13 protein-coding genes are annotated in these 13,175 nt (G+C 73.6%); 5 read left to right on the top strand and 8 right to left on the bottom strand.

The features are described 5' to 3' along the window. Positions 1 to 521: 521 nt before the first annotated feature. Positions 522 to 1,166, bottom strand: a complete 645-nt coding sequence (locus ACZ7JZ_RS29285; protein WP_470944485.1) for a hypothetical protein — start codon at positions 1,164 to 1,166, stop codon at positions 522 to 524. 654 nt (positions 1,167 to 1,820) lie between these two features. On the opposite strand from ACZ7JZ_RS29285, the gene ACZ7JZ_RS29280 reads away from it, so the two are divergent. Next, positions 1,821 to 2,819, top strand: coding sequence for an AraC family transcriptional regulator (locus tag ACZ7JZ_RS29280; RefSeq protein ID WP_470944482.1), 999 nt, complete (start codon positions 1,821 to 1,823; stop codon positions 2,817 to 2,819). A gap of 35 nt (positions 2,820 to 2,854) precedes the next feature. Here the strand turns inward: ACZ7JZ_RS29280 and ACZ7JZ_RS29275 are convergent, their stop codons facing one another. The 3 genes from ACZ7JZ_RS29275 to ACZ7JZ_RS29265 all read right to left on the bottom strand — a co-directional run bounded on the left by ACZ7JZ_RS29275 (position 2,855) and on the right by ACZ7JZ_RS29265 (position 5,161). Continuing rightward, positions 2,855 to 3,208, bottom strand: a complete 354-nt coding sequence (locus ACZ7JZ_RS29275; RefSeq protein WP_470944481.1) for a hypothetical protein — start codon at positions 3,206 to 3,208, stop codon at positions 2,855 to 2,857. A gap of 140 nt (positions 3,209 to 3,348) precedes the next feature. Beyond that, a complete protein-coding gene (locus tag ACZ7JZ_RS29270) occupies positions 3,349 to 4,011 on the bottom strand; it encodes a response regulator (RefSeq protein WP_470944478.1) in 663 nt (220 codons plus the stop codon). After that, positions 3,986 to 5,161, bottom strand: a complete 1,176-nt coding sequence (locus tag ACZ7JZ_RS29265; protein ID WP_470944475.1) for a sensor histidine kinase — start codon at positions 5,159 to 5,161, stop codon at positions 3,986 to 3,988. Before ACZ7JZ_RS29265 ends, ACZ7JZ_RS29270 begins: the two co-directional genes overlap by 26 nt. A gap of 174 nt (positions 5,162 to 5,335) precedes the next feature. Here ACZ7JZ_RS29265 and ACZ7JZ_RS29260 point away from each other — a divergent pair, with 174 nt between their 5' ends. Beyond that, positions 5,336 to 7,624 carry an MMPL family transporter gene (locus ACZ7JZ_RS29260; protein ID WP_470944472.1) on the top strand — a complete coding sequence of 763 codons (2,289 nt, stop codon included), beginning with the start codon at positions 5,336 to 5,338 and terminating at the stop codon, positions 7,622 to 7,624. 97 nt (positions 7,625 to 7,721) lie between these two features. Continuing rightward, positions 7,722 to 7,985 carry a hypothetical protein gene (locus ACZ7JZ_RS29255; protein ID WP_470944469.1) on the top strand — a complete coding sequence of 88 codons (264 nt, stop codon included), beginning with the start codon at positions 7,722 to 7,724 and terminating at the stop codon, positions 7,983 to 7,985. A gap of 253 nt (positions 7,986 to 8,238) precedes the next feature. Here the strand turns inward: ACZ7JZ_RS29255 and ACZ7JZ_RS29250 are convergent, their stop codons facing one another. The 3 genes from ACZ7JZ_RS29250 to ACZ7JZ_RS29240 all read right to left on the bottom strand — a co-directional run bounded on the left by ACZ7JZ_RS29250 (position 8,239) and on the right by ACZ7JZ_RS29240 (position 11,365). Continuing rightward, the gene (locus ACZ7JZ_RS29250; protein WP_470944467.1) at positions 8,239 to 8,679 is read right to left on the bottom strand and encodes an STAS domain-containing protein; all 441 of its coding nucleotides are present in this window, start codon (positions 8,677 to 8,679) and stop codon (positions 8,239 to 8,241) included. After that, complete coding sequence (locus ACZ7JZ_RS29245) at positions 8,676 to 9,692, bottom strand: cobalamin B12-binding domain-containing protein (protein WP_470944495.1); 1,017 nt, start codon at positions 9,690 to 9,692, stop codon at positions 8,676 to 8,678. The genes ACZ7JZ_RS29250 and ACZ7JZ_RS29245 overlap by 4 nt, the downstream gene beginning before the upstream one ends. A 92-nt stretch (positions 9,693 to 9,784) precedes the next feature. Next, positions 9,785 to 11,365: a PP2C family protein-serine/threonine phosphatase gene (locus ACZ7JZ_RS29240; RefSeq protein ID WP_470944465.1), complete on the bottom strand. Its 1,581-nt coding sequence runs from the start codon at positions 11,363 to 11,365 to the stop codon at positions 9,785 to 9,787. Between the two features lie 314 nt (positions 11,366 to 11,679). Here ACZ7JZ_RS29240 and ACZ7JZ_RS29235 point away from each other — a divergent pair, with 314 nt between their 5' ends. Together ACZ7JZ_RS29235 and ACZ7JZ_RS29230 are read left to right on the top strand one after the other, a co-directional pair. Further along, positions 11,680 to 12,027: an STAS domain-containing protein gene (locus ACZ7JZ_RS29235; RefSeq protein WP_470944464.1), complete on the top strand. Its 348-nt coding sequence runs from the start codon at positions 11,680 to 11,682 to the stop codon at positions 12,025 to 12,027. 75 nt (positions 12,028 to 12,102) lie between these two features. Then, positions 12,103 to 12,540, top strand: coding sequence for an ATP-binding protein (locus tag ACZ7JZ_RS29230; protein WP_470944462.1), 438 nt, complete (start codon positions 12,103 to 12,105; stop codon positions 12,538 to 12,540). Between the two features lie 36 nt (positions 12,541 to 12,576). Here the strand turns inward: ACZ7JZ_RS29230 and ACZ7JZ_RS29225 are convergent, their stop codons facing one another. Further along, positions 12,577 to 13,080, bottom strand: a complete 504-nt coding sequence (locus ACZ7JZ_RS29225) for a MarR family winged helix-turn-helix transcriptional regulator (protein WP_470944460.1) — start codon at positions 13,078 to 13,080, stop codon at positions 12,577 to 12,579. Positions 13,081 to 13,175 lie beyond the last annotated feature (95 nt).

Raw genomic sequence — 13,175 nt, 5'->3', positions numbered from 1 at the left:
CCCGCGGAGCGGGTACCTGAGCGCTGCGCGCTCAGGAGCGAACGGCCTCGCTGCGCTCGGCCGAGGCGCCTTCGGCGCCTGGCTCCTCCGCTTCGCTCCGGAGCGGTGAAGCGCCTCGCTCCGCTCGGCTAGCTCGGCGGAGCCGAGCTAGGCCCGCCCTTCGGGCGGTGTCCTGCGCTTCGCTCCGGATGGTCGGGTTTCGCTTCGCTGCACCCACCAGGCCCGCTGTGCGGGCCTGGTGGCCGGTCTTCGGCCGGCGGTCCTCCGCTTCGCTGCGGACCCGGGCTCGCTCCACACACCCGTGAAACTCCCTTGCTGTGCGAGGGGGTTGGCCTTGCGGCTTGGCGCCTTGAGGCCTGTCCGCTCCGCGGGCTGCCAGCAGCAGCGGGGCGGCCGGGGGCGTCGTGTCGACCGTGGGCCACGCGCTCGTACGCGAACTGTCCGTCACCGCAGCACCCACGCGGCGGGGTACTGCCCTTGCGGGGGCTCTCTGCTCCCGACCCGAACCCTTCTGGTTTCTCCTACCTGGGTTTCCGGAAGCTGACCTCTCGCTTAACCGCCTGGATCAGCTGGTCAGCACTGACCATCCCGTGCTCTCCAGCCACGATCAGCTCCTCGCGCTGGCGGGACCGCCGCTCCTCAGCACTCACTTCCGGCTTAGGAGAGGCCTCCGGGGCGGACTCCCCCCACTCACGATCGACTATCCCCCCAGATCCAAATGACACCTCCGTGTGCGGAACTGGGATGGCCACAAAGATAACTCCGTCTTCAGTCGCACTGACCGAATTCCCAATCCGCTCCTCTCTCCCCTCATAAACATCAAAGGCATATTTCCAGGAATGCAAAGACACCAGAAATTTCTGCCACAACTCAGATACCTCAGGAGAACCGAACATCTGCATACGCGCACCGATCATCCCCAAAATCTCTGCATCATGAAGCGCATCCGGCACGTTGGCAGCACAAGGAACGCCCCACCTGACTATCCGCCGGTAGGCAACACACACCCGAACGGCTTCCGCATAAGCATCCATCTTCCGGTTCCAAACAAGATGACGCCGCTCACGGCTCCGCGTCAGCAAATGGGTCCCAGCAACGGTTGAAGTCGTCACGATCGTCGTGACGACTGTGGCGATCAGCGTCGCTTCCACAGGTGTCAGGTCCATGCAACTGAGTCTCAAGGCACACCCGGCCCCACGCAATAACATCGCACAGTCTCCAACACCCCCACCGCCATCAGCATCCACACCAGCTGACGGACAATCGGTCGGGTCCCGCTGTTTTCCACCCCCCTGCTTCATTTTCTCCTTTGGATTAACTCGGGGATCAAACCTGGGGGCCGTCAGGAGCGCGTGGCTGGGGACTGGTGTCGCGGATCAATGAAACTACGCAGCGCTCAACCAACCTGCACATATACGCCCGGAGCTGGGAGCACCGCAGGTCAAACGCTCGCGCGCTCCGAAATCTGCGCAGATTCAGTGAGCCACAGGCCTGCATCTCGCTCAATCAAACTGCACAACCGCAGGTCAGAGACCTGACGACTGCGCAGTTTCACTGATCAGCGACAGCAGTGGGCTGACGCCGCCCGAGACCCCCGTTCTCGGGCGGCGTAAGCGCAGTGCCGGGACCGTGAAGGGAACCCGGTTGTCAGGTGGTGGGGGTCCGGATTCCGGTCCCCGCCGACCTTCTGGTGTGCAGTCTGCCAAGGGCTTGGGGGCGGGGCATTGGCCTGGTGTGCACAGTGGCTTGACGCAGAGTCGCCTCCGGGGAGGGGCGGCGCTTGTTGCGCGGGCTGCCGTGGCCGGTGTAGACCCGTGATCATGCTGCCTGAGAGAACGTTCCGCAGCGCGGACCTGGCGCCCGGCGACCGTTTCGACAGCTGGAGGGCGCTGATGTCGGAGACGCACGCGCCCATGGAGATGCGCAGTGAGCACGCCGCCGACTTCTGGGTGAACCAGCGCGTCATCTCGCTCGGCGGGATCTCGGTCTATCCGATGGAGTGCCGTCCCCTGACCTTCGTGCGCACGCCGAAGCTGATATCGCGGTCGGATCCCGAGGCGTTCCACCTCTCGCTCATCAAGCGCGGGGCGGGAGCGGTGACGCTGGGCAAGGACACCGTGGTGCACGGTGTGTTCGACATCCACACCAGTGACACGTCGCGGCCGTTCGAGATCAGTTCCGGCCCGCGCTCCGTCGAGATCATCGGGGTCGAGGTGCCCAAGGCGCTGCTGCCGCTGCCCCCGCACACCGCCGGACGGGCCATCGGCAGGCGGATCTCGGGCCGGGAGGGGATGGGGGCCCTGCTGGCTGCCTTCCTCGACCAGGTGACCGGGGACAGCGGGTCGTACCGGCCGACGGACGGGCCGCGGCTGAGCGGCGTACTGGCCGATCTCGTCGCCTCCCTCTTCGCCGGCGTCCTCGAAGCGGACCGGTCGCTGACCCCCGAGACGCACCGGCGGACCCTGGCGCTGCGCGTGATGGCCTTCGTCCGGGACAACTCCGACGATCCGCTGCTGGACGTGCCCGCGATCGCCGCCGCCCACCACATCTCCGTCAGCTACCTCCACCGGGTGTTCCAGCAGGAGGGGGACGGGGTGACGGTCGCGGCCTTCCTGCTGGGCCAGCGGCTCGCGCGGGCGCGCCGGGACCTGGCGGACCCGCTGCAGCGGGACGTACCCGTCCACCTCATCGGCGCCCGGCGGGGCTTCCGGCACGCGTCCGCGTTCAGCCGGGCGTTCCGCGATGCGTACGGGATGCCGCCAGCAGCCTTCCGCGGGCAGGCCCTGGCCGGGGGCCCGGCCGGGGCAGGCCCCTCCTGAGCGGTCCGGTGCCCGTCCGCGCTTCTGTCGTCGTGCTAGGCCGGGAGCCAGGACGGCCACCACGGCGGGATGTTGTCCGGGGCGCAGAGCTCCTGGTTGCCGGGGTAGCCGTTGAGCGTTCCCTTCACGGCGAAGAAGCAGAGGACCACCGCGGCAAGGGTCAGAACGACCGGGAGCGGGCGCAGTGCGGCGGGTAGTCCCTGGCTGAGGAGGGCGGTCATGACGGCCAGGAAGGCACAGCCCGGCACCATCAGGAGCAGCAGGAACGTCATCTCGAACCGGCCGCCGGCATCCCAGCCCGCGTCGCAGTACGCCCGGGCGCGGGCGGCGAGCGCGACGGCGGCCCATCCCGCTGCTCCTCCCAGCAGCCCGGCCAGGGACAGTTGCACGGCTCTGCCGTGTCTCCCGGCCCGGGTGGCGGTCACCCGGGGCGGTCGGCTCTGCGGCGGCTGAGGAGGAACGTCTGAACGGGTCACACCCTCTCGTCACGCAGCTGCTGCCGGGGCGGTTGCGCGCGTACGGGCCCGGTTCAGGTTCCGGGGAGGATGCGGCGGGTTTCGTAGGCCCACATGGCGATCTCCACGCGGTTGCGGGCGCCGAGTTTGGCCATGAGGCTGGCCAGGTGGGTCTTGACCGTGCTGAGGCTGATGTGGAGCGTGTCGGCGATCTCGGTGTTGGTCAGGCCGCGGGCGACGGCCAGGAGCACCTGCTCCTCGCGGGCGGTGACCGGGGAGACGGGCTGGGTCGCGGGGCGGCCGGCGGGCAGGTCCGCGAAGGCGTGGAGCAGGCGGACGGTGACGCTGGGGGCGATGAGCGCCTCGCCGTCGGCTGCCGACCGTACGGCCTGGGCCAGGAGGTCGGGGCCCGTGTCCTTGAGGAGGAATCCGCGGGCTCCTGCGCGCAGCGCGCCGTAGACGTACTCGTCGAGGTCGAAGGTGGTGATGACGACCACGGCCAGCGGGTCGGTGACGTCCGGGCCGGCGATCAGCCGGGTGGCTTCGAGCCCGTCGACCAGGGGCATGCGGATGTCGAACAGGCAGACGTCGGGGCGCAGTTCGCGGGCCAGGCGGACTGCTTCCTGCCCGTCGGCCGCCTCGCCGACCACGTCGATGCCGGGCTGGGCGTCGAGCATGATGCGCAGGCCGGTGCGGATGATGGCCTGGTCGTCAGCGACGAGGACGCGGATGGGCACCGCCGTCGGTCCTTCCTCTGGGCAGTTCGGCTTCGACCTGCCAGCCCCGGTCGGCGCCCGGGCCGGCCCGCAGGGTGCCGCCGAGCAGGGCGGCGCGTTCGCGGAGGCCGGTGAGTCCGTATCCGTCGCGGCCGCCGCGGCCGGTGCGCTGGCCGTCGTCGCGGACGGTGACCCGTACCGTGTGCGGTGCGGTGGAGACGCGGACGACGACCTCGGTGGCGTCGACCGCATGGCGCACCGCGTTGGTGACGGACTCCTGCACGATACGGTAGACGGCCGCGTCCACGGCCGGGGGCAGGGCGTCGAGCTCGCCGTCGAGTCCCAGGTCGACCCGGAGGCGGCCGCCGGGGGTCCGTACCAGGCGCTCCAGGTCCGCCACTCCGGCGGGCGGCGCCAGGTCGGCGCCGACGCCTCGGTCGCGCAGGGCGGCGACCATGGCGCGCATCTCCTCCAGCGTGCGGGCCCCCTCCTCCTCGACCCCTTCGAGTGCGCCGACGGCGGCGGACGGGTCGGTGGCCGCGAGGACCCGGCCGGCCTGGGCGATGATGACCATGGCCGAGACGTGGTGGGCCACCGTGTCGTGGAGTTCGCGGGCGAGCTGTTCCCGTTCGCGGGAGCGCACCTGCTCCAGCAGCCGCTCGCGTGCGGTCACCCGGAACCGTACGGCGGCCCCGGCCACGCCGGGCAGCATCAGGAAGACGAGGCCTGCGACCTTCTCGACGACCGGCGTGTCGTCCGTGAGGGTGGCCAGGACGGCGGCCGCGAGGACCAGGGCGCCGCCGAGTACGACCTCCCGTCCCGATCCCCACCGCAGGAGCGCGTAGACCGGGACGAGCACGATGATGCCGGTGACCAGGCCGACCGGCTCGGGCGGGGCGGCGATGAGGGTGGCCGCCTGGAGCACGACCACCGCGCCGAAGGCCAGTCCGATCACGGCCAGGGGGTGGGTACGGCGCCACAGGGTCAGCACGCACACCCCTACGGCGAACACCACCGCCACCGGCCGCCACACGACGTTCTCCCGCAGGACGGCCTCCAGGAGCACACCGGCCAGGCCCGCGGCGAGCAGGGCCCAGTCCCGCCCCACGCGGGCGGGCGGGGCGGGCGGCCTCGGTTCGGTCCACAGGGTGCGCAGGTCGTCTCGTAGCACGCTTCTCAGCCTAGGCGCGGCGGTGCGGTGCGCATCGGCCGAAAGTACGGGGAGCCGCTCCGCCCCGGGGCCGAGGGATCCGCGGCCCGGGGGCCGATGCCGCGCAGCGGCGCGGCGAGGAGTCTCGGGACCGGCGGCCGTACAGCGCGGCCGACGAGGTGGTTGGAGGATCCGATGCTCTCGAAAGCCCTGCTGCGCCTGGGGACAGGTGCGGCCCGCCATCCCTGGCGGGTGATCGCCACCTGGCTGGCCGCCGCCGCGCTCGCCGTCCTCGCCGCGGTCGCCTTCGGCGGGCGGACCGCGGACTCGATGACCGCGCCGGGGCTGGACTCCCAGCGGGCCGCGGAGCTGATCGGGCGGGCCGGCACCGGCCAGGAGGGGATGACCGCCCAGGTGGTCGTCACCCCGCTCGACGGCGGTACGACGTTCTTCGGCCACGGCGGTGCGCGCACTGCTCTCGCGCGGTTGCAGAGCGAGGTCCAGCGGCTGCCGCACGTGCTGGGCACCAGCGATCCGGCGGGTGCGCTCGGCGTCCGCGGGGACGCCGCCGTGCGGGGCGGTCTCGTCTCGGGCGACGGGCGGATCGCCGTCGTACGGGTGCAGTACCCGGACCAGAGCCGGCTCTCCGCCGGGGACCTCGACGCCCTCGTCGGTCTCGGCGAGCGGCTGCGCGCCGAGCTGCCCCTGCGCATCGAGATGGGCGGCAGCCTCTTCTACGCCTTCGCCGAGCCCGCCGGCGGCGCCAGCGAGCTGATCGGCATCCTCGCCGCGGCCGCGATCCTGTTCCTGGCCTTCGGTTCGCTCGTCGCCGCCGCGCTGCCGATCGGCATGGCGGTGTTCGGGCTGACCGTCGGAGTCGCCGCGATGACGGTGCTGGCGGGGGTGACGGACGTACCGGGCTTCGCCCCCGTGCTCGGCAGCATGGTCGGGCTCGGGGTGGGCATCGACTACGCGCTGTTCGTCCTCGCGCGGCACCGGGAATACCTGGCGGACGGGCTGGATCCGCACGAGGCGGCGGGGCGGGCGGTGGCCACGGCGGGCAGGCCCGTGGTCTTCGCCGGCGGGGTCGTCGTCGTGTCGATCCTCGGACTGGCGGTCGCGAACGTGCCGTTCATGACGGTGGGCGGGTTCGCGGTCTCGCTCGTCGTCCTGATCATGGTGGCCGCGTCGGTGACGCTCCTGCCGGCCTTCCTCGGCGCCGCCGGTCAGCGGCTGGGCCGGACCGGACGGGCCGGCCGGGCACTGCGGGCGCTTCGGTACGGGCGGCCGGGCCGGCGTGCAGGGCAGCGGGACGCCGTGGCGGGCGGGGCTGTCCCCGGCGGGTGGCGGCGCTGGATCGGGCACGTCAGCCGGCACCCGGCGGTGTACGCGGTCGGCGCGGCGGGGCTGCTGCTGGCCGCCGCCCTGCCCGTACTCGGCCTGCGCGTCGGCCTGCCCGACGACGGCTCGCTGCCCCAGAGCCGTACGGAGCGCCGCGCCTACGACCTCGTCGCCGAGGGGTTCGGGCCGGGCACCAACGGGCCGCTCGTCATCGCCGCGGACCCCGCCGGGGATCCCGGTGTGCTGGACCGGCTCGTCGGGGCGGTGACGGCGGACCCGGGCATCGCGTCCGTCGCCCCGACCCGCACCGACCGGGCCAGCGGCATCGCGACCCTCGTGGTGTTCCCGACCACCAGCCCCCAGGACGAGGCCACCGCCGACACCCTCGTCCGCCTGCGGACCGAGGTGCTGCCCGCGGCGGTCGGGGACGGCCCGGCCAGCGCCCACATCGGCGGCGCCACCGCGAGCCTGTCCGACGTGGGCCAACGGACCAGCGAGCGGCTGCCGGTGCTCGTCGCCGCCGTGCTGGCGATGTCGTTCCTGCTGCTCGTGCTGGTCTTCCGCTCGGTCCTCGTACCGCTGAAGGCGGTGCTGCTGAACCTGCTGAGCATCGGCGCGGCCTACGGCATCATGGTCGCCGTCTTCCAGTGGGGCTGGGGAGGCGCGCTCATCGGGCTGGAAGCGACGGTTCCCATCGTGTCGTTCATCCCGATGTTCCTCTTCGCCATCCTGTTCGGCCTGTCGATGGACTACGAGGTGTTCCTCCTCGCGCGCGTACGCGAGGAGTACCTGCGCACCGGCGACAACCGCACCGCGATCGTCGAGGGGGTCTCGGGCACCGCCCGGATCATCACCTCGGCCGCCCTCATCATGGTGGCGGTCTTCCTGTCCTTCGCCGTCGCCAACGACCCGTCCACCAAGATGTTCGGGCTCGGCCTCGCCACCGCGATCTTCATCGACGCCACGGTGGTGCGCATGGTGCTGGTGCCGGCGACGATGACGCTCCTGGGGCGGGCCAACTGGTGGCTGCCGGGGTGGCTGGGACGGGTGCTTCCCCGCGGGCCGGTCCACGCCGGCGGTACCAAGGCGGAAACCGGCGGCGCCGGAACGGAAACCGGCGCGCCGTCCGCGAGCGCCGTGTAGGGGTGCGACCCGGGGTCCGCTCCACCGGCGGGCGTGTTCCGGTGCGCGGCGGCCGCGTGGCACACTCCCTCGCCAGGATGAAGGCGAACGGGAGGGGATGCTCGTGCTGATCATGTACGCCGTCATGGGACTCGGGATGCTGCTGTGGCTGGGTGCGGCCTGTGCCCGCGTACGGGCGAGGGAGATCCGCATCGCCTACTTCGCGGTGCTCGTCGTGGTCTCCGTAGCCGCCCTCGGCTGGCTCGGGGCCCGCTTCCTGTCGAGCGGCGGCAGCGGCTGGTACCTCATCCCGGGCCTTGCGCTGCTGCCCGGCGGCGTCGTCGCCCTGGTCCGCCTGCTCGCCACGCCCCCCAGGGCCTGACCGTACGGCGGCCCGGCGCCGTGGCGTGCACGCCGGCGGCCCGGGAGAACTGGTCTCGCGGCGGGTTCCCGGGCGGTGGGAGGCCTCCTCGTGCTCCCGGGCTCCGAAGGCGGCGAACACGCGCAGGGCCTCGGTGCGGAGGGCGGCCGCCGCGCGGTCGTCGCCGGCTGCCTCGCGTACGGCGGTGCTGCGGCTGTGGTCGAGTCGCTGCTCGAACCTCTTCAGGGCCTGGCCGAGGGGGCCGCTGTGCGGTTCAGGCGCCCGGGTCCGGGGCGGTGGAGGGGGCGGGGGGCTGGTTCTCCTCCGGGGGCGGACCGGTCGGGGCGTCGCCTCCGGTACGGCGCAGGGGTGCGCTGCCGGTGGTCTGCTGCGTGAGGTGGTCCAGGGTGCCGGTGATCTCAAGGAGGCGGTCGAGCTGCACGGTCCGGCCCTCGAGGTGCAGTTCCGTTCCCGCCCGGTCGGTGCGCCGCCGGACCAGCAGGAGGGCGGCCAGGCCGCTGGAGTCCACGGCCGACAGGCCGGCGCAGTCCAGGCGCAGGTCGCGCAGCCCGGGGTGCGCGGCCAGCAGCCGGTCGGCGGCTTCGACCAGGCGGTCGGCGTGGCGGTGGTCGAGATCGCCGTTCAGCTCGATGCGTGCGGCGCCGTGGGAGGCGGAGGACGTCAGGCCGAGCGGGGCGGAGGGCAGGCGTGTCATTCAGGGGTCCCGGTAGGAGGTGTGCGGGGGATGGCGGCGGCTCCGGCCCGCAGGAGGGCTGTGGCGCGTGGGAAGTCCTGCAGTTCGCGCTCGAGCAGGCCCAGCGCGGGCGGCAGTGAGGCGGCGGCGGGGACGCCGCGGGCGTCCAGGACGCCCGCGGTCCACTGCAGGAAGCCGGTGAGCAGCTCCTCGTCGTCGGTGTAGAGGGCTGCCGCCAGGAACTCGACGATGTGGGAGAGGTCTTCGGCCGTCCGCTCGCGCTGCGCTTCGGTGTAGGAGCGCAGCGCCGGATGGGCGTTCTCCAGTTCCCTGAACACCGCCCCGACCAGCCGGGGCCGGTTGCGGGCGACCAGGGTGTACTCCTGGTCCTTCAGGTGGGGCAGGTCGTCGATGGCCTGGTGGCCGGGGCGGGGCCGCGGCAGCGGGCCGGCGGCCAGCCGGGCGGCGGCGGTCCGCGCGTCGGGGGCCCAGGCGTCCGCGCCCAGCAGGCGGGCGTAGCGGCCCCCGGGGCCGAAGGCGGCCCCGCCCACGATGACGGGTGTGCCGAGGGCCTGGCAGGCGGTGATGGTGGCGTGCGCGGCGGGCAGCCGGGTCGCGAGCGAGCCGGAGAGAGCCACGGCGTCGGGGCCGGTGCGGTGCAGGTGGGCGACGAGGTGCGGGGCGGTCACCTGCGCCCCGAGGTAGTCGACGCGCCAGCCCCTGAGCCGCAGCACCTCGGCGAGGAGCCGGGCGGGCAGGGCGTGCCATTCGCCGTCGACGCAGGCCACGGTGATCCGGCCTCGGGAGGCCGCTCCCGGGCGGGTGCCGCAGTGCCGGGCCAGGGCGGCGACGGCGCGGTCGTTGATGGCGGTCGCGGCGTGCTCCTGGGCGACGGTGATGCGGTTCGCCGCCCACTCCCGGCCGACCCGGCCCTGCACGGAGCCGATGACGTCGAGCAGCAGGTCCTCGGGCGCCATGCCCGCGTCCAGGGCGCGGAGCACCGTGGCGACCGTGGCGCCCTCGTCGAAGGCCATCACCGACTCCCAGACGCTGTCGCGCAGTTCGGCCGAGGTGGGGAGGGGGGTCCGGAGCGGCGCCGGGGCGGGGGCCGCGGTGGCGTCCGGGCTCACGCGGTGAACCGTCCGCGGGTGTGGCCGTCCACGGCGCTGAGGTGGTTGGTGCGGGGTGCCGAGATCGCGACGACGGCCATGTCGTCGTGGCTGCCCGCCCCGACCCACCGGGAGGTGAGCATCTGCACGTGCTCCACGACCGCCTCGGCGGGCATCGCCGCGCACTGCGCCAGGGCGCGGCGCAGGCGCTCCTCCCCGAACATGGCACCGCCCATGGGTCCTCCCCTGGCCTCGCTGATCCCGTCGGTGTAGAGCACGCAGGTGTCCCCGGGCGCGAGCGTCACGCGGGCCGACTGCGTGGTGATCTCCGGCAGGGCGCCCACGAGCGTGCCCTTCGTACGGGCCTCCTCGACCCGGCCGTCGGCGCGCAGGATCAGCGGGGCGGGGTGTCCGGCGCTGGTCAGGCGCAGGCGCACCGCGTTGCCCTCGCGGGCGGCCGAGGCGAGCACCATGGTGGCGAAGCGGGCGTTCTCCGAGTTCAGCAGGGAGGTGTTGAGCAGGCTGAGCATCCGGTGGTGGTCGTCGGCCATCGGCAGGAGGGCGTGCAGGGTGTTGCGGATCTTGCCGGTCATCACCGCGGCCTCCAGCCCCTTGCCGCACACGTCGCCGAGCACGACGAGGGAGGCGGCGCCCTCGTCCGCGGCGGGGTGGACGTCGTAGAAGTCGCCGCCGACCCTCTCGTGGTCCTTGGAGGGCCGGTAGCCGCCCGCGTACTCCACGCCGGAGACCTGGTGCAGCGCGGGGGGCAGGAGTTCGCGCATCAGGGTGTCGGTGATCGAGGCCTGTTCGGCGTAGAGCCGGGCGGCCGACATCGCGGCGCCGGCGCGGGCGGCGAAGAGGCGGGCGAAGACCTCCTCCCCCTCCGTGAAGGCGCCGGCCGCGTCGGCGCGCAGCAGGACGAGGGCCCCCGCGGGAACGCCGTGTCCGGGCAGCGGCGTGATGACGATCGAGCCGAGGGTTGCGAGGCCGTCCGGCAGCAGCCAGGCCGGTGCGGCGCTGGGGTCGAGCCAGCGGGAGGGGACGGGCGGGAAGCCCTGGAGGGCCTCGGCCAGGCCGGGCACGTCAGCGGGGTCGACGAGGGCGCGGGACGCGGTCGGGGTGCCGCCGCGCACGCAGGAGACGACGGGCAGTTCGGGGCCCTGCGCGGGGGCGATCACCAGGGCGGCGTCGGCGAGGTGGTCGGCGGCCATCTGCGCCGTGACGTCGGTGCAGCGGTCCAGGTTGAGGGAGGACAGCAGGAGGTTGGAGGAGCGGACCAGGAAGTCGGTGCGCTCGCGCTCGGTCCGCAGGGCCTGGCGGGCCAGCCGGTGGTCGGTGTCGTCGACGAGCCACCAGACGACGGTGCCGTCGTCGCCGGGGGTCGCGTGGGCCTCGTAGGAGCGGTCCCCGACGGGCCCCTGGACGGCTGCGGACCCGGCGGTCGGGCGCTGCGCGGGTACGGGTGCGGTGTGGCGCGCGTGCGCCGAGGCCAGCCAGCCGGGGACCGCGTCCGCCAGGGCCGCGCCGGGGCGGGCACCGGGGAACAGCAGCGCTGCCGCCGCGTTGGCGCGGAGGACCACGGAAGCTGCGTCGGCCACCAGGACCGGGTAGGGGGCCTGACCCCACGGCAGGCCCGCGGCGGATGAGTGCGGCGTTGTCTCGGCGGAAGGAACCAAACGTTGAAGGCCCGCTGTGCGGACCCCTCACCTCTTCATCGCGTTCATCACGTCGGAAACACTTCGGAATAACAGTTGTCCTACGGCAACCATCCTCCATCGGCCCTGCTCCCCGCAACCGGGCCCCCCGTGAACGCGGTTGCGAATCCTCACCCCGGGGGGTGGCCGGGGCCTCGAACCGCCGGCCCGCCGGGGCCCCCTGCAGGCCGCGTCCCGGGATGCGGGAGGATGTACCGGTGACCGGAGAAGAAACGGCCGTCACCACGGCCGCGCAGCACGGGGCGACCGTCATCACCCTGCGGGGCGACGTGGACGAGGACGACACGCCGCTCCTGGCCCGCGCCTTCGCGCAGGCCGCGGCCTGCGGCATGCCGCGCACCGTCGTGGACCTGTCGGGAGCGCAGTTCGTGGACTCCTCCGTCCTGCACGCGCTGCTCGACGCGCGGCGCGCCCACGCGGCCGCCGGGGTGGAGCTCGTCCTCGCGGGACCCCTGAGCACCGCGGTCCGGCGCCTGTTCGACGTCACCGGCGCCGCGGCGGCCTTCCGTACGGCGGACAGCCTGGCCGCCGCGATGGCAGACTGACCCCCGCATGCCGACCCTTACCCCACATCCCCGAGCGCGTCGCGGCGGTACGAGCCGTGCGGCCACGAGCAGGCGGTGAGCGTGCACGTACCCCCGCCCTCCTCACCCCCGCCGGGCCCGCAGCGGCACCGCGCACAGGCAGCGGCCGACCGGGACGCCCCGCCGCCCGCCTCCGCGGCGGCCGCCCGCGAGCGCGTCCGCGAACTGCTGCTGCTCGCGGGGGTCGACCTCGACAGCATCACGGCCGCGGACGCGCTGCTCGTCACGTCGGAGCTCGTCACCAACGCGATCCGGCACGGCGGTGGAGTCGTCGCCTTCCGGGCCGGCGTGGACGACGGCCGGCTGCACCTGTCCGTCGCCGACGCCGACCCGCGCCTGCCCGTGGCCCGTACGGGCACGGTCGGCCGGCCCGGCGGCTACGGCTGGCCGCTGATCCAGCGGCTGGCCGAGCGCGTCGACTGCACCACCCGCGCCGACGGCAAGACGATCACCACCGCGCTGCTCCTCGGCTGACCGGGCGCAGCGCCCCGCCGCGCCCCCGCGGACGGCTCAGGCCGTCCGGGTGGCGAGCGGCTCCGGGGGCCGCAGCCGCAACGGCTCCGCGACCGCCGCGCAGAAGTCGGCGAGCCCTGTGGCCAGGGCCGCCCTCGAGTCCTCCGGCATCGCGGCCACCGCCTCGGCCAGCACCTCCTGCCGCCGGGCGCGGAGCCGTTCGAGATACGTCCGGCCCTCGGGCGTCAGCCGCAGCAGCACCTCCCTGCGGTCGTCGGCGCCCGGATGGCGTTCGAGGAAGCCCACGGCCTGGAGGCGGTCGCAGAGCCGGGTGACGGACGGCGGGGCCGCCTCCAGCAGCCGGCCCAGCTCGCTCTGGTTCAGCCGGCCGTTCGCCTCCACCAGGAACAGCACCCGCGCCTGCGCCGAGGACACGGGCGGGACGCTGGCCGTGTCCCGGCCCCGCTCCCAGACCACCGCCAGCAGCTCGATCAGCCCGCTCATCCCCGCCACCGCCGACCCTGCGGGCGGGCTCGGGGAGCCGAGCGGCCGCTGATCCATGTGACACTCCCTACCGGACGTACGCACAGCCCTTCCGGCGGACCGGCTGCTTCGTCGTCCCCCATCTTGGCAGCTGTGGGAAGGACGGGTACGGG

The organism is Streptomyces sp. NPDC038213, assembly GCF_055600495.1.
This window is presented reverse-complemented; position numbering and strand designations above follow the sequence as displayed.

What these genes read in the sequence shown, in the direction of transcription:
- ACZ7JZ_RS29225 (WP_470944460.1), bottom strand. Translation starts at nt 13,080, where the DNA reads ATGGATCAGCGGCCGCTCGGCTCCCCGAGCCCGCCCGCAGGGTCGGCG.
- ACZ7JZ_RS29250 (WP_470944467.1), bottom strand. Translation starts at nt 8,679, where the DNA reads ATGACACGCCTGCCCTCCGCCCCGCTCGGCCTGACGTCCTCCGCCTCC.
- ACZ7JZ_RS29285 (WP_470944485.1), bottom strand. Translation starts at nt 1,166, where the DNA reads ATGGACCTGACACCTGTGGAAGCGACGCTGATCGCCACAGTCGTCACG.
- ACZ7JZ_RS29280 (WP_470944482.1), top strand. Translation starts at nt 1,821, where the DNA reads ATGCTGCCTGAGAGAACGTTCCGCAGCGCGGACCTGGCGCCCGGCGAC.
- ACZ7JZ_RS29255 (WP_470944469.1), top strand. Translation starts at nt 7,722, where the DNA reads ATGCTCGTGCTGATCATGTACGCCGTCATGGGACTCGGGATGCTGCTG.
- ACZ7JZ_RS29260 (WP_470944472.1), top strand. Translation starts at nt 5,336, where the DNA reads ATGCTCTCGAAAGCCCTGCTGCGCCTGGGGACAGGTGCGGCCCGCCAT.
- ACZ7JZ_RS29245 (WP_470944495.1), bottom strand. Translation starts at nt 9,692, where the DNA reads ATGGCCTTCGACGAGGGCGCCACGGTCGCCACGGTGCTCCGCGCCCTG.